14 protein-coding genes, 3 pseudogenes and 1 riboswitch are annotated in these 20,252 nt (G+C 61.5%); of the genes and pseudogenes, 11 read left to right on the plus strand and 6 right to left on the minus strand.

What is annotated here, in order from left to right; all coding sequences use genetic code 11:
* Positions 1 to 240 precede the first annotated feature (240 nt).
* From M0746_RS13525 to M0746_RS13540, 4 genes are read left to right on the plus strand one after another with little or no spacing between them, the layout of a single operon-like run.
* Positions 241 to 1,266: an ABC transporter substrate-binding protein gene (locus tag M0746_RS13525; protein WP_258449535.1), complete on the plus strand. Its 1,026-nt coding sequence runs from the start codon at positions 241 to 243 to the stop codon at positions 1,264 to 1,266.
* Entirely contained in the window at positions 1,263 to 2,171 is a 909-nt protein-coding gene (locus tag M0746_RS13530) for an ABC transporter permease (RefSeq protein ID WP_258449536.1), read from the plus strand. The genes M0746_RS13525 and M0746_RS13530 overlap by 4 nt, the downstream gene beginning before the upstream one ends.
* A gap of 6 nt (positions 2,172 to 2,177) precedes the next feature.
* Positions 2,178 to 2,987 carry an ABC transporter permease gene (locus tag M0746_RS13535; RefSeq protein ID WP_008088090.1) on the plus strand — a complete coding sequence of 270 codons (810 nt, stop codon included), beginning with the start codon at positions 2,178 to 2,180 and terminating at the stop codon, positions 2,985 to 2,987.
* 17 nt (positions 2,988 to 3,004) lie between these two features.
* Positions 3,005 to 4,159 (plus strand): ABC transporter ATP-binding protein, encoded by a 1,155-nt coding sequence (locus M0746_RS13540; RefSeq protein ID WP_258449537.1) that lies wholly within the window; start codon positions 3,005 to 3,007, stop codon positions 4,157 to 4,159.
* A 171-nt stretch (positions 4,160 to 4,330) separates the two neighbouring features.
* On the opposite strand, the gene map is transcribed toward M0746_RS13540, so the two are convergent.
* Together map and M0746_RS13550 are read right to left on the minus strand one after the other, a co-directional pair.
* A complete protein-coding gene (gene map / locus M0746_RS13545) occupies positions 4,331 to 5,122 on the minus strand; it encodes a type I methionyl aminopeptidase (RefSeq protein ID WP_258449538.1) in 792 nt (263 codons plus the stop codon).
* Positions 5,119 to 5,472, minus strand: a pseudogene (locus M0746_RS13550) (ParD-like family protein); the annotation flags it as partial. The pseudogene M0746_RS13550 and the gene map, both read right to left, overlap by 4 nt.
* Before the next feature lie 247 nt (positions 5,473 to 5,719).
* Positions 5,720 to 5,912: riboswitch (cobalamin riboswitch) on the plus strand.
* 143 nt (positions 5,913 to 6,055) lie between these two features.
* On the opposite strand from M0746_RS13550, the gene M0746_RS13555 reads away from it, so the two are divergent.
* The 3 genes and pseudogenes from M0746_RS13555 to M0746_RS13565 all read left to right on the plus strand — a co-directional run bounded on the left by M0746_RS13555 (position 6,056) and on the right by M0746_RS13565 (position 8,842).
* Positions 6,056 to 7,069, plus strand: a complete 1,014-nt coding sequence (locus tag M0746_RS13555; RefSeq protein WP_258449539.1) for an ABC transporter substrate-binding protein — start codon at positions 6,056 to 6,058, stop codon at positions 7,067 to 7,069.
* The gene (locus M0746_RS13560) at positions 7,066 to 8,082 is read left to right on the plus strand and encodes a FecCD family ABC transporter permease (RefSeq protein ID WP_446731272.1); all 1,017 of its coding nucleotides are present in this window, start codon (positions 7,066 to 7,068) and stop codon (positions 8,080 to 8,082) included. Before M0746_RS13555 ends, M0746_RS13560 begins: the two co-directional genes overlap by 4 nt.
* Positions 8,079 to 8,842: pseudogene (locus M0746_RS13565) on the plus strand (ABC transporter ATP-binding protein). The gene M0746_RS13560 and the pseudogene M0746_RS13565 overlap by 4 nt, the downstream one beginning before the upstream one ends.
* Positions 8,843 to 9,493: 651 nt before the next feature.
* Here the strand turns inward: M0746_RS13565 and metE are convergent.
* Positions 9,494 to 11,779 (minus strand): annotated as a pseudogene (metE, locus tag M0746_RS13570) (5-methyltetrahydropteroyltriglutamate--homocysteine S-methyltransferase); the annotation flags it as partial.
* A gap of 359 nt (positions 11,780 to 12,138) precedes the next feature.
* Between metE and M0746_RS13575 the strand changes: the two are divergent.
* The 3 genes from M0746_RS13575 to yecR all read left to right on the plus strand — a co-directional run bounded on the left by M0746_RS13575 (position 12,139) and on the right by yecR (position 15,191).
* Positions 12,139 to 13,515, plus strand: coding sequence for a pyridoxal-phosphate dependent enzyme (locus M0746_RS13575; protein ID WP_258449540.1), 1,377 nt, complete (start codon positions 12,139 to 12,141; stop codon positions 13,513 to 13,515).
* Complete coding sequence (locus M0746_RS13580; protein ID WP_258449541.1) at positions 13,512 to 14,684, plus strand: cystathionine gamma-synthase; 1,173 nt, start codon at positions 13,512 to 13,514, stop codon at positions 14,682 to 14,684. Before M0746_RS13575 ends, M0746_RS13580 begins: the two co-directional genes overlap by 4 nt.
* 198 nt (positions 14,685 to 14,882) lie before the next feature.
* On the plus strand, positions 14,883 to 15,191 hold the full coding sequence (gene yecR / locus M0746_RS13585; RefSeq protein WP_090284101.1) for a YecR family lipoprotein: 309 nt from the start codon (positions 14,883 to 14,885) through the stop codon (positions 15,189 to 15,191).
* On the opposite strand, the gene M0746_RS13590 is transcribed toward yecR, so the two are convergent.
* Entirely contained in the window at positions 15,163 to 16,818 is a 1,656-nt protein-coding gene (locus M0746_RS13590) for an ATP-binding response regulator (protein WP_258449542.1), read from the minus strand. The two genes, yecR and M0746_RS13590, sit on opposite strands and share 29 nt — an antisense overlap.
* Positions 16,819 to 16,931: 113 nt before the next feature.
* Here M0746_RS13590 and M0746_RS13595 point away from each other — a divergent pair, with 113 nt between their 5' ends.
* Positions 16,932 to 17,531, plus strand: coding sequence for a LuxR C-terminal-related transcriptional regulator (locus tag M0746_RS13595; protein WP_258449543.1), 600 nt, complete (start codon positions 16,932 to 16,934; stop codon positions 17,529 to 17,531).
* Positions 17,532 to 17,549: 18 nt separating this feature from the next.
* Here M0746_RS13595 and M0746_RS13600 read toward each other — a convergent pair whose 3' ends face one another.
* On the minus strand, positions 17,550 to 17,918 hold the full coding sequence (locus tag M0746_RS13600; protein ID WP_208937753.1) for a fe2+ zn2+ uptake regulation protein: 369 nt from the start codon (positions 17,916 to 17,918) through the stop codon (positions 17,550 to 17,552).
* 90 nt (positions 17,919 to 18,008) lie between these two features.
* Entirely contained in the window at positions 18,009 to 20,246 is a 2,238-nt protein-coding gene (locus M0746_RS13605) for a TonB-dependent receptor (RefSeq protein ID WP_258449544.1), read from the minus strand.
* Positions 20,247 to 20,252: the final 6 nt, after the last annotated feature.

Genomic DNA, 20,252 nt, shown 5'->3' on the forward strand with positions numbered 1-20,252 from the left:
CGGCGCTTTCGCGAGCAGGCTCGCTCCCACAGGGGTTTTGTATTTCAAGCAATGATTTCCCTGAGTCACAAAAAACGGTTTCGCCAGATAACCGGTAAGGCAAAGTGCTTGCACAAAGCTTGGAATACCATAATATGATATTCCATAGACCGGACACTCCAACGAACGTCCAGCTACTGCTCCCGTCAGGCGGGCAACAACGCAAGCCCGCTCAATAAACACAACAATGAGGGCGTAAAAATGGTGTTGAACAAAGCTGCAACCGCAATTCTGTTTGCGGGACTGCTCAGCGTCACCGGCCAGGCTGCAATGGCTGCCGAAAGCGTCAACTTCGTCAGCTGGGGCGGTAGCACCCAGGATGCGCAGAAACAGGCCTGGGCCGATCCGTTCAGCAAGGCCAGCGGCATCACCGTCGTCCAGGACGGCCCGACCGACTACGGCAAACTCAAGGCCATGGTCGAAAGCGGCAACGTGCAATGGGACGTGGTCGACGTCGAAGCCGATTTCGCCTTGCGTGCCGCGGCTGAAGGCCTGCTCGAACCCCTCGATTTCAAAGTGATCCAGCGCGACAAGATCGACCCGCGTTTTGTCAACGATCACGGCGTCGGCTCGTTCTTCTTCTCCTTTGTTCTCGGCTACAACGAAGGCAAGCTCGGCGCGAACAAACCGCAGGACTGGAGCGCGCTGTTCGACACCAAGACTTACCCCGGCAAACGCGCCCTGTACAAATGGCCAAGCCCCGGCGTGCTCGAACTGGCCCTGCTGGCCGATGGCGTCGCCGCCGACAAGCTCTACCCGCTCGACCTGGATCGTGCCTTCAAGAAACTCGACACCATCAAGAAAGACATCGTCTGGTGGGGCGGCGGCGCGCAGTCGCAGCAACTGCTGGCCTCCGGTGAAGCGAGCATGGGCCAGTTCTGGAACGGGCGCGTCCACGCTCTGCAGGAAGACGGCGCCCCGGTCGGCGTGAGCTGGAAACAGAACCTGGTCATGGCCGACATTCTGGTCATTCCAAAAGGTGCGAAAAACAAGGACGCGGCGATGAAATTCCTCGCCAACGCGAGCAGCGCCAAAGGCCAGGCCGACTTCTCCAACCTGACCGCCTATGCGCCGGTCAACCTCGACAGTGTGGAGCGTCTGGATTCGACGCTGGCCCCCAACCTGCCGACTGCCTACGCCAAGGATCAGATCACTCTTGATTTCGCGTACTGGGCCAAGAACGGTCCGGCCATCGCGACACGGTGGAACGAATGGCTGGTCAAATGAAAATCGCGGCCACTGCGCCCGTTCCGTCCACTGCCACCGGGAGCGCCGCCGGCGCTGCCGGTTCGTCCCTCAAGCAACGCTGGCGCGGCGCCGGCAACCTCGCCCCGGCGCTGTTGTTCCTCGGCCTGTTCTTTCTGGCGCCGTTGATTGGCCTGCTGTTGCGCGGCGTGCTCGAACCAACGCCAGGCCTTGGCAACTATGAACAACTGTTCGCCAACTCAGCGTATGCACGGGTGCTGCTCAACACCTTCTCGGTGGCCGGACTGGTGACTTTGTTCAGCCTGCTGCTGGGCTTTCCGCTGGCGTGGGCGATCACCCTGGTGCCGCGCGGCTGGGGCCGCTGGATTCTCAATATCGTGCTGCTGTCGATGTGGACCAGCCTGCTCGCTCGCACCTATTCGTGGTTGGTGTTGCTGCAAGCCTCGGGCGTGATCAACAAGGCGCTGATGGCTATGGGCATCATCGATCAGCCACTGGAGATGGTGCACAACCTCACCGGCGTGGTGATCGGCATGAGCTACATCATGATCCCGTTCATCGTCCTGCCGTTGCAGGCGACCATGCAGGCCATCGATCCGATGATCCTGCAGGCCGGCTCGATCTGCGGCGCGAGCCCGTGGACCAATTTCTTCCGGGTGTTCCTGCCGCTGTGCCGGCCGGGTCTGGCCTCCGGTGGCTTGATGGTGTTCGTGATGTCGCTCGGTTACTACGTCACCCCGGCGCTGCTCGGCGGCGCGCAGAACATGATGCTGCCGGAGTTCATCATTCAGCAGGTGCAATCGTTCCTCAACTGGGGCCTGGCCAGTGCCGGCGCCGCGTTGCTGATCGCGATCACGCTGGTGCTGTTCTACTTCTACCTGAAGCTTCAGCCGGAATCCCCGGTTGGCGCCAGCAATGCGAGGTAAGCGGAAATGCTCCTGACACCCAACGCGATGAGCCGGCGCATGCGTTTCGGCTTGTACGCCACTACCGGGCTGATCGGTCTGTTCCTGCTGTTGCCGATCGTGTTCATTGTGCTGCTGTCGTTCGGCTCGTCGCAGTGGCTGGTGTTCCCGCCACCGGGCTGGACGCTGAAGTGGTACGGCCAGTTCTTCTCCAATCCGGACTGGATGAGCGCCGCTGCGGCCAGTCTTAAAGTCGCCGTGCTGACGACGATTTGCGCCGTGGCCCTCGGCTTGCCAACCGCGTTTGCGCTGGTACGTGGGCGCTTTCCCGGTCGCGAGATGCTTTACGGCCTGTTCACCCTGCCGATGATCGTGCCGCTGGTGATCATCGCCGTGGCGGTGTACGCGCTGTTTCTCAAGCTCGGCTACACCGGGACGATGTTCGCCTTCGTCGTCAGCCATGTGATCGTCGCGCTGCCGTTCACCATCATCTCGATCATCAACTCACTGAAGCTGTTCGATCAGTCGATCGAAGACGCGGCGGTGATCTGCGGCGCCTCGCGCCTGCAAGCGGTGTTCAAGGTGACGTTCCCGGCGATTCGTCCGGGCATGGTCGCCGGCGCCCTCTTCGCCTTCCTCGTTTCGTGGGACGAAGTGGTGCTCAGCGTGATGATGGCAAGCCCGACTCTGCAAACCCTTCCCGTGAAAATGTGGACCACTTTGCGCCAGGACCTGACCCCGGTGATCGCCGTCGCTTCGACGCTGCTGATCGGCCTGTCGGTCCTGGTCATGGTGATCGCCGCCGCTCTGCGCCGGCGCAACGAAATCAGCGCCTGAGCGCCGAGGAGTACGACATGAGTGCCGTGATCAAAGACGCCTCCCAGCAGCACGACAAACCCCTGGTCAGCCTGCGCAACCTGAACAAGCATTACGGCGATTTTGCTGCCGTGGACAATATCTCGCTGGACATCAAGGACGGTGAGTTCCTGACCTTCCTCGGCTCCAGCGGCTCGGGCAAAAGTACGACGCTGTCGATGCTCGCCGGGTTCGAAACACCGAGCAGCGGCGAGATCCTCGTCAACGGCCAATCGCTGGTCAACGTGCCGCCGCACAAGCGCGACATCGGCATGGTCTTCCAGCGCTATTCGCTGTTCCCGCATCTGTCGGTGCGCGAGAACATCGCCTTCCCCTTGGCGATTCGCAAACTGGCGGCGGCGGAGCGCGACAAGCGTGTCGACGCCATGTTGAAACTGGTGCAACTGGAACAGTTCGCCCATCGCCGCCCTTCGCAACTGTCCGGCGGCCAGCAACAACGTGTGGCCATCGCCCGCGCGCTGGTTTACGAACCACGCATTCTGCTGATGGACGAACCGCTCGGTGCGCTGGACAAGAAGCTGCGCGAAGACCTTCAGGACGAACTGCGCCAACTGCACCGGCGCCTGGGCATCACCATCGTCTACGTGACTCACGATCAGGAAGAAGCCATGCGTTTGTCCCAGCGCATTGCGATCTTCAGCCACGGCAAGATTGTCGGCCTGGGCAGCGGTTATGACCTTTATCAAAATCCGCCGAATGCCTTTGTCGCGTCGTTCCTTGGCAACTCGAACTTTCTCAAGCTCAAGGCCCAGGGCAATGCGGCGGCGAGTTTCGAGGGCCAGCCGTTGTCGATCCGGCTGACGGCCGGGTTGCAGACTGATCAGGATGTGTTGCTGATGGTGAGGCCGGAAAAGGCCTTGGCCTTGAGCGTGCAGCAGGCGAGCAGCGAACCGCTGCCGTCGGGCTGGAACGAAGTGTCAGCGACCGTGGTGGAAGTGCTGTTTCTCGGCGAAAGCCAGACCTGCAGCGTGGTCACCGCAGGCGGAACCTCGATGACGGTGAAAGCCTTGTCAGCCGCCGGCATGCCACTCAAGGCCGGCGACCCGGTGCATGTGCGCTGGGCCACGACGGATGCTTGCGTTTATACCGAATGGACCGAGAGCGATTTGAACAAGGCTGCCGGTGCTCATTGAGTTTTTCCTGACACTCCAAGCCCCCTGTAGGAGTGAGCCTGCTCGCGATAGCGACGTATCAGACGCCAACGATGTTGACTGATAGACCGCTATCGCGAGCAGGCTCACTCCTACAATTGGACCGCATTTCACCCTCGGATCACCCTGCGTCGGGTTGCGGTAGACCGCTTTTCAGACGATGGGCGTAAAGCCCTCAACCTCATCCGGCCACGCTGTCAGCACTTCAAATCCCGTCTCCGTCACCGCGACCATATGTTCCCACTGCGCTGACAAGGAGCCGTCCTTGGTCAGCACCGTCCAGCCATCGGGCATGTTCTTCACATGGCGCTTGCCGGCGTTGAGCATCGGTTCGACGGTAAAAATCATCCCTGCCTTCAACTTCAGCCCTTGATTGGGAAAGCCGTAATGCAGAATCTGCGGTTCATCGTGATAGACCTTGCCGATGCCGTGGCCGCAATATTCGCGGACCACGCTGAAGCCCTCCTTTTCGGCCAGGCTCTGAATGGCGTGGCCAATATCGCCCAGTGTTGCGCCCGGTTTCACCGCGCGAATGCCCGCGCACATCGCCTCATAGGTGGTCTTGATCAGGTGCTGAGCTTCGGGGGTCGCCTCACCCACTACGTACATACGGCTGGTATCACCGAACCAGCCATCCTTGATCACGGCGATGTCGAGATTGACGATGTCGCCGTCCTTCAACGGCGTACCCGATGGAATCCCGTGGCACACCACATCGTTGACCGAGGCGCAGACGGTCTTCGGGAAACCGTGATAACCGACGTTGGCCGGCACGGCTTTTTGCACATTGACGATGTAGTCGTTGCACAGCCGATCCAGTTCATCGGTGGTCACGCCAGCCTTGACGTGAGGCACTAGCATCGCCAGCACGTCGGCAGCAAGTTTGCCGGCAGCGCGGGATTTTTCGATCTCGGCCGGGGTGTTGAGTTTGATCTGGTTTCTCATGCGAGGGCGACTTCCTGTGTCAGTTGGTGCAGGTCGAGCCCGCCGTTCTGTTCGGCGCGGATCAGCAGGCGGCAGATGGCGCTGTGGTCGAGGTTGGGATGCAGTTCGGCGAGCATGCCGATGCGCATCCAGTGCTCGGCCTGCGCGTTGATCGAGCGGCTGAGTGCGTTGCTGGAGATGCGCAGGTTTTCGTGCATGTCTTCGGAGATTTTTACGATGCCCATGGGTGTTATCCGATACGAAGTGTATATGGATCGTATATTAGCTGCGGGGGTTCGCGGATTGCAAATCCGGGTTGTGACGTTTGTTTTTTTCAGGGTCTGCAGGCGGGTGGTTAGAAGCATGCGGTCGGCTTTGAACCTGTGGTGGCCCCGCCCCTCACCCCAGCCCTCTCCCGAGGGAGAGGGAGCCGATCTTCGTTAGCTTCTGAATTTGTGTTCAGCTCGGTACTCGGTGTGGCCATATGTCGCCCAAACACCGCGATCAGTCCCCTCTCCCTCCGGGAGAGGGCTAGGTGAGGGGCTTTTGATTTGCATCCATGATCGGCTTCAATCTCGGCTCGCCAACAGATTCATCTCCCCCTCAACCAGCCAAATCGTCTACCATGCCGCCGCCGGTTTCCACACGGGATTAATAGGGAATCCGAGGTGCTTGCTCAGCATCGATCGGAACTGCCCCCGCAACTGTAGGTGCCGAGCCTGCTCCACGACTGCCACTGGGTAACCCCGGGAAGGCCGGAGCCAGGCGATGACGCATCAGTCAGGAGACCTGCCGGCACAATGACTACTAACCGGCGGGGTGTCCGGGAAGGACATCGTGCCGTGCGCGTTTTTCGCGTGATGACCGGCCTTGCGCTGTTTGCCGACAGCGCTTGATGGTGTGTTTCCAAACCGTACCCGCCCTCCCCGTACGGTTCCATTGGAGACTGCTTTCATGCTGCTGACCCGCATTGCCACCCTGCTCACCGGTCTGAGCCTCTGTGCCTTGGCGCAAGCGGCGCCCACGGTTTATCCGCTGACGATCGAGAATTGCGGCAGCAGCCTGACCTTCCAGCACGCCCCCGCCCGCACAGTCACGATCGGCCAGGCCGGCACGGAAATGCTCTATGCCCTGGGTCTGGGCGACCAAGTCATTGGCACCTCGCTGTGGTTCAACGACGTGCAGACCCAATACAAGGCGCAGAACAACACGATCGAGCGCCTCGCCGATAACGAACCCAGCTTCGAAGCAGTGATCGGCAAGCGCCCTGAACTGGTCGCGGTAGAACTGGAATGGATGGTCGGCCCGCAAGGCGCGGTCGGCACTCGCGAGCAGTTTCATGAGTTGAAGATTCCGACCTACCTGCTGCCCTCCGATTGCGAAGCCAAGGACAACCTCGTCGGCTCGGACGGAACGCGGCTGGCGCCGTTTCGCATCGACAGCATCTACAAAGGCGTGAGCCAACTGGCGGCGATTTTCGATGTGCAGGCACGCGGTGAACAGCTCAACGAACAGCTCAAAGCCAGCCTCGCGCAATCGATCGCCACGGCGAAAACCCAGCAGCGCAAAGACGTCAGCGCAGTGGTCTGGTTTTCCAGCGCCGAAATGGACATCGAGCCGTTTGTGGCCGGGCACAAAGGCGTTCCGGATTTCATGCTGAGTACCCTGGGCGTACGCAATGTGGTTGAGTCAGATGAAGAATGGCCGACCGTGGGCTGGGAAACCATCGCCAAGGCCAACCCGACGTTCCTGATCATTGCGCGCATGGATCGTCGGCGTTTCCCGGCTGATGACTATCAGAAGAAACTCGCGTTCCTGCGCAGCGACCCGGTAACGCGCAACATGGACGCGGTGAAACACAACCGCATCATCATCCTCGACGCCATGGCCATGCAGGCCAGCCTGCGTACCTTCGACGGCCTCGCACAATTGGCCGCCGCCATCAATGCCTACGACCTGGTGCCATGAGCAGACGCCTGATCCGTTCGCTGCTGGTTCTGCTGACGCTTGCGCTTGCGCTGATGGGCGGCGTGGCGATAGGTGAGACTTCGATCGAGCCGAGCGTGGTGCTGCAGGTGCTGGCCAACAAGCTTTGGGGCGCCGGCTATGTGCTCGACCCGATCGACGAAGGCATCGTCTGGAATTACCGCCTGACCCGCGCGCTGGTCGCCGCTGCCTGCGGTGCCGGGCTGGCAACGTGTGGGGTGATCTTGCAGTCGCTGTTGCGCAATCCGCTGGCCGATCCGTATCTGCTGGGCATCTCCGCCGGCGCTTCGACTGGCGCGGTGATGGTCGCCTTGCTTGGCGTGGGTGCCGGGCTGGTGTCGCTGTCGGCTGGCGCGTTTGCCGGTGCGGTGACGGCGTTCGTGCTGGTCATTCTGCTGGCGCGGGTCAGCGGTTCGGCCAGCGGTACCGGGCAGATCATTCTGGCCGGGATTGCCGGTTCGCAATTGTTCAATGCGCTGACAGCGTTTTTGATTACCCGCTCGGCGAGTTCCGAACAGGCCCGCGGGATCATGTTCTGGCTGCTTGGCAACCTCGGCGGGGTGCGCTGGCCGTCGGTGTGGCTGGCGGTGCCGGTGGCCGTGCTCGGGCTGGTCGTGTGTCTGTGGCATCGGCGGGCGCTGGATGCGTTTACCTTTGGCGCGGATTCGGCGGCGTCGCTCGGCATACCGGTGCGTCGCGTGCAGATTCTGCTGATCGGTTGCGCAGCGCTGGTCACGGCCGTGATGGTCTCGATTGTCGGTTCGATCGGTTTTGTCGGCCTGGTGATTCCCCATGCAGCGCGGTTGTTGCTCGGCACCGGTCATGCTCGATTGCTGCCGGCGAGTGCTTTGGGCGGCGCGGTGTTTTTGATCGCTGCCGACGTGCTGTCACGCACCCTGATCAAGGGCCAGGTGATTCCGGTCGGGGTCATCACCGCGCTGGTCGGCGCGCCGGTGTTCGCGCTGATTCTGGTGGGCCGGAGATCGGCGCGATGACGGCGGTCTTGAGTTGTTCGCAACTGAGCTTCAAGGTGCGTGGCGCCGAGTTGCTGAAGGCTGTCAGCCTTGAGGTGCAACGCGGCGAGACGTTGGGCATCGTCGGGCCGAATGGCGCGGGCAAATCGACCCTGTTGAAGCTGTTGGCCGGCTTGCGCGAACCGAGCGCTGGCGAGGTACTGCTCGACGGTCAGCGGCTGGGAAAAATGGCGCGCCGCAGCGTTGCGCAGACACTCGCGGTGGTCGAGCAACAGGCCGACACCGATGACGGCATTCGTGTGTTCGATGCGGTGGCGCTGGGGCGTACGCCTTGGTTGTCGGCGCTGCAACCGTGGTCGGCGGCGGACGCTGGCATTGTTGAGCAAGCGCTGGTAGACGTCGATGCGGTGCACTTGCGCCAGCGCATCTGGCGCAGTCTGTCGGGGGTGAGCGGCAACGGGTGCATATCGCTCGTGCCTTGGCACAGCGGCCGCAGATTCTGTTGCTCGACGAGCCGGCCAATCATCTCGATATTCAGCATCAGCTGACGATTTTGAGTGTTGTGAAAGCGTTGCCGGTGACTACCTTGATTGCTCTGCATGATCTGAATCAGGCGCTCAAGTGTGATCGTCTGGCGGTGCTGGAGCGTGGGGAGCTGGTGGCGTTGGGCAAGCCGCTGGAGGTGCTGACGCCGCAGCGTTTGCTGGAGACGTTTGGGGTTCGGGCGCGGTATCTGGTTGATCCGTTTGATGGTGAGCAGATTTTGCGGTTTCACTCGTAGCTTTGGGGGCAGGCCCGTTTTTTTGATTGGGTGCATATCCGTTGCTGCGGGTGATGCTTCTGGCGGTTTCGCCCTTACGGCGAGGCACTTTTTCCAGACGCCGAAAAAGTACCCAAAAAGGCTTGCTCCTGCGTTCGGCCCTCGCAGGCTCGGGTCCCTTCGCTCCGGGACCGATCCGGGCGCAGCGGCTACGGTTTGCTTCGCTGCACCTCCTTCCGCTGTGTACGACTGCGTCGTACGGTCGCTGCGCTCCCACGCCCGGATCAATCCCTCCACTCAGCCTTCCGATGTCGCTGGTTAGGCAAAAGCACTCGAGCTTCGCTCATTGTAATGAGTGGTGAGAAGCGGTTGTTCGGCTTGAGATTTGTGTTGGCTTTACCCCTCACCCCAGCCCTCTCCCCCTGGAGAGGGAGCCGATTTTGGTTGGGTCTGGAATTTGCGTTCGACTCGGTATTTCAGGTCGGCGTAGCTTTCGCATCCACCTCGGTCAGTCCCCTCTCCCTACGGGCGGTCCGACGTTTCGGGAGGGCTAGGGTGAGGGGCTTTTGACGTTGCTTTTGATCGATACGTATTTGATCAAAGACTCATCGTCTGACCCACAGCCTTCGCGAGCGGGCTCGCTCCCACCGGGGAATGTGTGCAAGCCGATCCGGCCAGCTCTTTGCGCAGCTGCCGCGCGGCAGTAACCATGTGCACCAGCGCCGCTTCGGTCTCGGCCCAGCCGCGGGTTTTCAGGCCGCAGTCGGGGTTGACCCACAGCCGTTCGGCGAGTATCCGCTGGGCGGCTTTGCGGATCAGATGGGCCATTTCTGCCGCTTCCGGTATCCGCGGCGAGTGGATGTCATAGACGCCCGGGCCGATGTCGTTCGGGTAGGCGAAAGCCTCAAAGGCATTGAGCAGTTCCATGTCGGAACGCGAGGTTTCGATGGTGATGACGTCGGCGTCCATCGCGGCGATGGCCTCGATCACGTCGTTGAATTCGCTGTAGCACATGTGCGTGTGGATCTGGGTTTCGTCACGCACGCCGGAGGCGCACAAGCGGAACGCTTCGGTTGCCCAGTGCAGATACGCCTGCCAATGCGCGCGGCGCAGCGGCAGGCCTTCGCGAAACGCCGCTTCGTCGATCTGCACGATGCGGATGCCGGCGGCTTCCAGATCGACCACCTCGTCGCGGATCGCCAGCGCCAGTTGCCGCGCCTGGGTTTCCCGGCTGACATCTTCACGCGGGAACGACCACATCAGCATCGTCACGGGACCGGTCAGCATGCCTTTCATGGCCTTATCGGTCAGGCTTTGCGCGTAGCGAATCCATTCGACGGTCATGGCTTGCGGTCGGCTGAGGTCGCCATAAATCACTGCCGGTTTGACGCAGCGTGAGCCGTAGCTCTGCACCCAGCCGAAGCGGGTGAACACATAACCGTCGAGCTGTTCGGCGAAGTATTCGACCATGTCGTTGCGCTCGGCTTCACCGTGTACCAGCACGTCGAGGCCCAGGCATTCCTGGATGTGTACGGCGTGGCGGATCTCGCTGTGCATCGCTTCGGTGTATTCGGCGGCGCTGAGTTTGCCTTGTCTGAACGATTGACGAGCGAGGCGGATTGCTGCGGTTTGCGGAAACGAGCCAATCGTCGTAGTCGGGAACAACGGCAGATTCAGACCGGCACGCTGCCTGGCGATGCGCTCGGCGAACGGTGACTGGCGCTGGCTGTCGTTGGTCGTAATCGCCGCCACACGCGCCTGTACTGCCGGTTTGTGAATCCGTGGCGAGGCGGCGCGGCTGGTCTGCACCGAGCGGCTTTGCGCCAACGCGCGCAACACTTTCGGCGCTTGCGGCTGCTCCACCGCTTGCGCCAGCAGCGCCACCTCTTCGCACTTCTGCACAGCGAACGCCAGCCAGCTTTTCAGTTCGGCATCGAGCTGGTCTTCACGGCTCAGGTCGACCGGCGTGTGCAGCAGCGAGCAGGACGGCGCGACCCACAGACGTTCACCCAATCGTTCATGGGCATGCTGCAAGGTCGCGAGGGCATTTTCCAGGTCGCAACGCCAGACGTTGCGGCCATTGACCATGCCCAGCGACAACACTTTATAAGCCGGCAAACGATCAAGAATGGTCGGATACTGTTCTGGCGCGCGGACCAGATCAATGTGCAGACCGTCGACCGGCAGGTTCGCCGCCAGACCGAGGTTTTCTTCCAGACCACCAAAATAGGTCGCGAGCAGTTTCTTCAGCGGATCGCGCTGAATCTGGTTGTAGGCACGCTCGAAGGCATTCTTCCATTCCTGCGGCAGGTCGAGCACCAGAATGGGTTCATCGATCTGCACCCACTCCACGCCGAGCGCCGCAAGTCGGGCGAAGATCTGGCCGTACAGCGGCAGCAGGCGATCAAGCAAATCGAGTTTGTCGAACCCGGTGCCCTTGGCCTTGCCCAGCCACAGGTACGTCAGCGGGCCGATGATCACCGGTTTGACGTTGTGCCCCAGTTCGCGTGCCTCTTGGACTTCTTCGAACAACTGCTCCCAGCCCAGTTGAAACTGTTGCTCAGCGCTGAATTCCGGGACGAGGTAGTGATAGTTGGTGTCGAACCACTTGGTCATTTCCTGGGCATGGGCGCCGCCGCAGCAATTGTCGCTGACACCACGGGCCATGGCGAACAGGGTTTGCAGGGTGGCCTTGCCGTCGTGCGCGCGAAAGCGTTCCGGGATCACGCCGAACATCAGCGAGTGCGTCAGCACCTGGTCGTACCAGGCGAAATCGCCGACCGGGAGCAATTCGATTCCGGCGTTTTTCTGTAACTCCCAATGTACCTTGCGCAGCTCGCGACCGACGTCACGCAGGCCCGCTTCGTTCAGCTCGCCTTTCCAGAACGCCTCTTGCGCTTTCTTCAGTTCGCGATCGCGGCCGATGCGCGGAAATCCAAGGGAATGGGCCAGTGCCATGACAAACAACTCCAGTGCTTATTCGATAGCAGCTATTGTCGGGACCCGTGCTTAATGAAACAAACTCAATCTATTCCTAATGATCACAAGTTTTGTTCATGACTGACGTGTGGCGCTGGAGCTGTCGCAGGCTGCGATCTTCAGGTTCCGGGACGCGGAGCGTCCCGGCTGCATTCCCACGCAGAGCGTGGGGACGATCAGGGCCCGTGCGGCACGACGCGGATTTCGTTCTATCGTTAGATCAAACTGGCTGCACCAAAACAGGACTAAAGGTTGCGACGGATGGGCGCTGAGCCTATGTTGCACGCGAGTCTTTCTTCGCGACCGGAACGCGATCAACACCATCAAGAGGTGAAGAAATGTCAAAGGAATCACGCCCTGCCGTGCTTGGGCTGATAGGCAATACTCCGCTGGTTCAGGTCACCCGTTTCGATACCGGCCCGTGCACGCTGTTTCTCAAACTCGAATCGCAAAACCCCGGCGGCTCGATCAAGGACCGCATCGGTCTGGCGATGATCGATGCCGCTGAACGCGACGGCCGCCTGCAAGCCGGCGGCACCATCGTTGAGGCGACAGCCGGAAACACCGGTCTCGGTCTGGCGCTGGTCGGCCGCGCTAAGGGCTACCGCGTGGTGCTGGTAGTGCCGGACAAAATGTCCACCGAGAAAGTCCTGCACTTGAAGGCCATGGGCGCCGAGGTGCATATCACCCGCTCCGACGTCGGCAAGGGCCATCCCGAGTATTACCAGGACGTCGCCGCACGTCTGGCGAAAGACATTCCCGGCGCATTTTTCGCCGACCAGTTCAACAACCCGGCCAACCCGCTGGCCCACGAATGCAGCACCGCACCGGAAATCTGGGCGCAGACCGAACATGATCTGGATGCAATTGTGGTGGGCGTCGGTTCGGCCGGTACGCTGACCGGCCTGAGCCGTTTCTTCAAGCGTGTGCAACCGGATCTGGAGATGGTGCTGGCCGATCCGGTCGGTTCGGTGATGGCGCAATACAGCCGCGACGGCAGCCTGCCGACACCCGGTTCATGGGCGGTTGAAGGCATCGGCGAAGACTTCATCCCGTCGATCACCGACCTCTCCAGCGTACGCCACGCCTACTCGATCAGCGATGCCGAAAGCTTCGATCACGCGCGCCAGTTGCTCAAGGCCGAAGGCATTCTCGGCGGCTCGTCAACCGGCACGCTCCTCGCCGCTGCGCTGCGCTATTGCCGCGAGCAGACCGAGCCGAAGCGCGTGGTCAGTTTCGTCTGTGACACCGGCACGCGTTACCTGTCGAAGGTCTACAACGATCAGTGGATGACCGATCAAGGCCTGCTGCAACGCAAAGGCTACGGCGACTTGCGCGACCTGATCGCTCGGCGCTTCGAAGACGGTCGGGTGATCAGTGTCGGTCCCGACGACACCCTGCTGACCGCGTTCCAGCGCATGCGCCTGGCCGATGTTTCGCAACTGCCGGTGCTGGTCGAAGGCAAACAACTGGTGGGGGTGATCGATGAATCGGACATCCTCATGGCGGTGCACGAAGATGCCGCGCGCTTCAGCCAGTCGGTGTCCAGCGTGATGACCGACAAGCTGCAAACCCTCGCCCCCGGCGCAACCCTGGCCGAGCTGGAAGCGGTGCTCAGTCGCGGTCTCGTCGCGATCATCGCCGATGCCACAGGCTTCCACGGCCTGATCACTCGCACCGACATGCTCAACCAATTACGGAGATCCCTTGCATGAGTCAGCACGACGATAAATCCCAAGGCTTCGCGACCCGGGTGATCCACGCCGGGCAACAACCGGACCCGACCACCGGCGCGCTGATGCCGCCGATCTACGCCAACTCCACCTACCTGCAAGATAGCCCCGGCGTGCACAAGGGTTTCGATTACGGGCGCTCGCACAATCCGACGCGCTTTGCCCTCGAGCGCTGTGTGGCGGACCTCGAAGGGGGCACCCGCGCGTTCGCGTTCGCCTCGGGGCTGGCGGCGATTTCCACCGTGCTGGAATTGCTCGATGCCGGTTCGCACATCGTCTCCGGCAATGACTTGTACGGCGGCACGTTCCGCCTGTTCGACAAGGTCCGCCAGCGCAGCGCCGGGCACCGTTTCAGTTTTGTCGATCTGACTGATCTGTCGGCATTCGAGGCGTCGTTGCAGGACGACACGCGCATGGTCATGGTCGAGACACCGACCAACCCGCTGCTGAGCCTGTCGGACCTGGCCGCCATCGCCCGTATCTGCCGCGCCCGCGGGATCATCTGCGTGGCCGACAATACGTTCGCCAGCCCGTACATTCAGCGCCCGCTGGAGTTGAGCTTCGACATCGTGCTGCACTCGACCACCAAGTATCTCAACGGCCACTCCGATGTGATCGGCGGTATCGCAGTGGTCGGGCAGAACGCCGAACTGGCGGAGAAACTTGGCTTTCTGCAGAACGCCGTCGGGGCGATCTCCGGGCCGTTCGATGCCTTCCTGACCTTGCGTGGGGTGAAAACCCTGGCGCTGCGCATGGAGCGCCACTGCAGCAATGCGCTGGATCTGGCGCAGTGGCTTGAGCAACAGCCGCAGGTCAAACGCGTCCATTACCCGGGCTTGGAGTCTCACCCGCAACATGAACTGGCGAAACGGCAGATGCGCGGTTTCGGCGGGATGATTTCCGTGGACCTCAACAGCGATCTCGCCGGCGCGCGGCGCTTTCTCGAGAACGTGCAGATCTTCGCTTTGGCGGAAAGTCTCGGCGGCGTGGAAAGTCTGATCGAACATCCGGCGATCATGACCCACGCGACCATTCCGCCCGAAACCCGCGCGAAACTGGGGATCGGCGATGGGCTGGTGCGGCTGTCGGTCGGGGTTGAGGACGTCGAAGACCTGCGGGCCGACCTGGCCAGGGCACTGGCAAAAATCTAGCAATGCATTGATGTAAAGCCTCGGCGTCGGGCGACCCATTCGATTCGCCCGATGTTGCACTAGCACATTTGTGCTAATCGACCCTCCGCCCCCTCAGCGTTATATTCCCTGCACCCCCGAGACGCTCCCGACGTTGCCCTTTCGCAGCGTGCGGGATCGTTTTGCCTGCAATTTAGAACGACACAAGGAAGAAGCATCATGAAATCCCTGATCGCAACGCTCACCCTCAGCGCGCTGTTCCTTACGGGTTGCGCCACGCCGAAACAATGGGAGGCCACCGGCGGCAGCAAAACCGATGGCATCGTCCAGGTCTCTTATGAACTGGGCCAATTTGAAAGCGGCCAGACCAACGCCGAACAGGGACTGACTATCGCCGCGCAGCGCTGCAAAACATGGGGCTACAAAAGTGCCGAGGTCACCGGCTCGGAAAAAAACATCTGCCGCACCATGGGCAAGTTCAATTGCCTGCAAACCACCATTACTCAGGATTACCTTTGCAAGCGATGACAGCTTGGTCATCTCCGCGCTGAATCAGTCGGTCACGCAGGGCGCGCAGCGTCGTGCGTAACTCGGCCGGGTGCACCGGTTTCGACAGAATCGCAATCTGCCGATCGTGCAAGGCCGCCTGAATCCTTTCGACGTCGTGGCCGGTGATGATCATCGCTGGCACTGCCCAACCGCGTTGCCTGCGCACTGCATCGATGCATTCGATGCCAGTGGCGTGGGTGCCGAGGTCATAATCGGCGACAAGGATGTCGCAGTCGGTGACCAGGTTTTCGGCCGACCACTCGGCTTGCACGACACAGCCCCAGCGCTCGAGCAACGTCGTCGTCGCCAGCAACACGTTGCGATCATCCTCCACCAGGCACACCTTCAACCCCGTCAACAAACCCACCTGCCGCGCTTCACCGCGGACAACCCGTGACTGCGGCGCCGCTACGATTGGCAACCCGGCAAGAGTCACCGCCGTGCCGCACCCGACCCGCGAGCGCAGAGCAACGTCCACATCGATCAATTCACCCAGGCGCTTGATAATCGACAGGCCCAGCCCGACGCCCTCGACGTCTTTATCGCGCAGTTGCCGCACTCGATAGAATTCTTCGAAAACCTTGGGCAGATGCTCTTCGGCAATGCCATTGCCGCAGTCGTGGATGACGATAGCCAACCCTGCCCCGCGTTTACGCACGCCGATCAGCACCGGCCGCTGAGCGCCGTATTTGAGGCAGTTGGAGAGCACGTTCTGCACCATGGTCGCCAGCAGCGCCGGGTCGGTTCTGACCCAGTGGTGACAGGGACGCAAACGCAGCTCGACACCCGCCCAGCGCGCCGCTTCCTGATGCTGACGGACGATGTCCGCGAGCCATTCACCGAGGTTGAGCGTTTGCATTTTTGCTTCGACCCGGCCGTTATCGAGGGTGTAGAGGTCGAGGATCGAACGGAACAACTGCGAAACGTTGAGCAGTGAACGGTCGATGTTATCGACCAGCCGCCGCTCGTCATCGCCCAGGCGCGATTCGCGCAGACACGCGGTGAACAAGCCGATGGAATGAATCGGCTGACGCAGGTCATGACTGGCCTGGGCAAGAAAACGCGACTTCTCCAGATTGGCCGCCTCGGCCTCCTCCGACGCCTTGCGCGTACGCTCGAGCAGCAGGTGGGCGTAAAACGGAATCACCGTGCTGGTGATCATCAGCATCAGGACCATGAACGGTTGCGCCTGCCAGTACGGCGTCAGGCGATAGACCGCCAGCAGCGCCAGCAATGCCAGACCGGTGGCCACCGCCAGATAGCGCGAGCCATAGCGCATGCCATTGCCGAGGTTGACCCAAACCATCACCGCGTACAACGGCAGCGCGGCTTCGCCGCCGACTACCAGACCGAAACAGGTGCCGGTGTAATCGTGGATCATGGCAAAAATCCGCCGCGCCGGATAATGCCCGGGCCATCGCGCAATGGCCTGACGGAACACAATGGAAGCCAGCAAAAACAGGCTGATGTAGGTAATGACCGGCAGGTAGGTATCGACGCGATGGCCGGGCAGAAAACTCAATACGACCATGTAAACCACGGCGATGGCCGCGATGATGATGCGCAGATTGGCCTGATCGAGTTCGGTGTTTTTCTCGAATTTCATGTAAACGTCCTTGTGCAGCGTTCGTCAGTTTCGGAAGCAGCCTACAGGCAACCTTCGCGTCCGATGCTAAGGTGCCAGCCTTGATTAACGCTTGACCCAGGGAGGGTCGCGCCATGGCATGCCGGATCATCATAGCCGACGATCACCCACTGTTTCGCGAAGCGATGTTACGCACTGTGCAGCGCTTGCTGCCCGAGGCGACTATCGACGAGGCCGGCGACCTTGACGCGGTCACCGCGCTGCTGGACAGCGAGCCGGATACGTTGATACTCGACCTGCGCTTTCCGGGGTTAACCTGCATTACCCAACTCGCCGAACTGCGCCGACGCTTGCCGCGCACCACGCTGATCATCGTGTCGATGGTCGATGACCAGGCGCTGATCAGCGAAGTCATGAGCGCGGGCGTTGACGGTTTTATCGGCAAGAACATCGCCCCGGATGAAATCGGTCAGGCGATTCTGGCAATCCGCGCGGGCGAGGTACTGGTGAAGTTTGCCCCGTCAGGCTTGCTGCCGCTGGAACCCGCCAGCGCCCTCACCCCTCGGCAGCAGGAGGTTTTGCGGCTGATCGCACAAGGCAAGACCAACAAGGAAATCGCCCGTGAGCTGGACATTTCACCCTTCACGGTGCGCATTCACGTGTCGTGTTTATTACGCGCGCTGGATGTGCCTTCGCGGGCTGCCGCCGCGGTGAAGTATGTCGGGCGGGTGTAGGCGCAGCTTGTCGCGCGCCTACAAGCAATGCTCGTGTTGCTGCAGGATGGCCCGGGCTTGCCGGGTGAAGCGGTAGTTCTTGTCATGTTCCAAAGTGATCAAACCTTCAAGGCACAGACGCTTGAGCACTTCACGCACACTGATGAACGACAACTGCGGTGACGACGAGGCCACCCACGCATGCACGCCGTTGACTCCCGTCGAATGTCCGTCGCGGCTGGCAAGCAGAAGCGCATTGAGCACCTTGAAGCGGATCAGGCTGCTGCGCAGTCCGAAATGGCTCAGCAATTGGCGAATATGTTGATTGGCACTGTGATCGAACTCGCGCGGCAGTCGAGGGGCTGCGGGCCGAACGACAAGCGCCGCAGCGCCGGGATTGTTCAACATGACGAAGACTCCTTTTCTGAGTTCCTCAAACCGCTCTCTATATAGAAGAGGCAGTCGCCGGATAGCCGGACAACTGCCCCGCTGCCGTCATCAGAAATCGACGGTCGCCGACAATTGCAGCGTGCGCGGATAGCCCGGCGAGAACGCGCCGTAGGAAGCCACGCCCGACCAATACTCGCGATCGAACACGTTCTGCACCGTGGCGCGGAACGTAGTCGGCCGGCCTTCGATTTTGGTCGCATAACGCGCACCGGCATCGAAACGCGTCCAGGCATCCAGTTGCTGAGTGTTGGCCTGGTTGACGTATTGGCGGTCGGTGTAGATCGCCCCGCCGGTCAGGGTGAAGCCTTCCAGCCACGGCGTATCCCATTCGGCCCAGAGATTGGCCTGCACGTCCGGCACGCCGACCGGTTTGTTGCCGCGATTGGCTGCCGTGGCCGAATCGGTCAGCTCACCGTCAAGCACGGTGACGCCGCCCATCAGACGTGTGCCCTTGGCGACTTCGCCGTACATGCTCAACTCGACACCGCGGTTGCGTTGTTCGGCCTGCACCGAAAACACGTTGCCCGCGCCAATCTCGCCGCTGGGTTTTTCGATCTGGAACAACGCCAGGGTGGTCATGAACGTCCCGTGTTCGTATTTCACACCGATTTCGTGCTGCTTCGACTCATACGGGGCGAAGGTCTCGCCCGCGTTGCTCGCAGTGCCCGGCGCGATGTCGCCCTTGGACAGCCCTTCGACATAGTTGTAGTACAGCGAAACGTCCTGCCACGGCTTGACCACCACGCCAACCAGCGGCGTCGTCGCGTTGTCGCTGTACTTGGAACTGACCGCACCGGCCGCGTTGTAATTGCGCGACTCGATGTCCTGACGGCGCACGCCGAGGGTCAGCTGGAAGCGGTCGTCGAGCATCGACAAGGTGTCGGTCAATGCCACGCCGGACAGCTCCGACTCGGACACTCGCTGAACCTTCGGCGAGCTGAGGTACTGCTGCGGCACGTCGACCGGGTGATAGATGTTCGACAGGATCGCGGTGCCGTTGGTGATCCCGCGTGACAGTTCATCCTGATAACGGGTGGCCATGAGCGTCGTGGTATGGGTGACCGGGCCGGTGGCGAACACGCCGCGCATGCCGACATCGGCGGTCGAGCGGTCAACGTTGAATTTGTAGTAGCCCGGAATGTTGCTGGTGTCGCCGGCGTCATTGAGGATTCTCGGCACCTGATCGGACAGGCGCTTGACGTCGGATCGGCCACCGCCGGCATGGGCGAACACGGTGACGTTGTCGGTCAGGTCATATTCGCCACCGAGCAGCGCCGATTGTTCCTTGGTATCCGACCAACCCCAGTCCTGCGGCAGATTGGTGCGGCCATTCGGCGCCGACGGCACGTCGACACCCGGTGCGATGGTGAAGGGCCGCGAGGCGCCTTCCCAGCTCTCTTTCTGACTGATGTAGTCGAGGTTCAAGCGCAGGCGCTCGCCGCGATAATCCAGGGCGATGGCGCCGACGCCGAGGTCGCGGTGCTGATCATCCACCGCCGTGTCGCCGCCTTGCAGGTTGCCGTTGAAACGCACGCCGAACTGGTTCTCCGAACCGAAGCGCCGGCTCAGATCCAGATGCCCACCCACTTGCGAGTCGGAGGCGTAGCTGCCGGTGAATCGGGTCAGGTCTTCGTCCAGCGGACGCTTGGGCACGATGTTGATCACCCCGCCGACGCCACTGTTCGGCGAAATGCCGTACATCAACGCGCCGGGCCCCTTGAGCACCTCCACCCGTTCGGCGTAATCGGTAAATACCCGATAGTTCGGCGCCACGCCGTAGACGCCGTCAAATGCCAGCTCGCCGAGGTTGCCTTCGCCGATCGGGAAGCCGCGAATGAAAAACGAGTCGACGATGCCGCCCGTCTGGCCGGTCGAGCGCACCGAAGGGTCGCGTTCCAGCGCATCGGCGACGGTCACGGTCTGCAGATCGGCGAGGGTTTTCGCGGTGTAACTGGTGACGCTGAACGGCGTGTCCATCACGTCCTTGTTGCCCAGCATGCCCAGCCGCGCACCACGCGCCACCTGCCCTCCGGCGAGGGTTTCCGGCAACGCCGAGGCGCTGTTGTAACGAGCGTTGATGTTGGTGGTGTCGAGGGTCAGCGCATCCTTGCTGTCATCGGCCGGCGCGGTGGGCGCGGCGTTCGATGTCTGGGCGGCGACGTCTGTCTGCCCGGAGCCGGCGGCCCAGGCGTTGGCGCTTCCTGCGACCAGAACGAAATTCAGCATGGCGGTACGCACAGCGAGTGTTAACACCCGCTCACCGCAAGGACGACTGACAACAGGCATGACGTG

The organism is Pseudomonas sp. S11P7, from assembly GCF_023195435.1.
Classification (GTDB): Bacteria; Pseudomonadota; Gammaproteobacteria; order Pseudomonadales; family Pseudomonadaceae; genus Aquipseudomonas; species Aquipseudomonas fluorescens_G.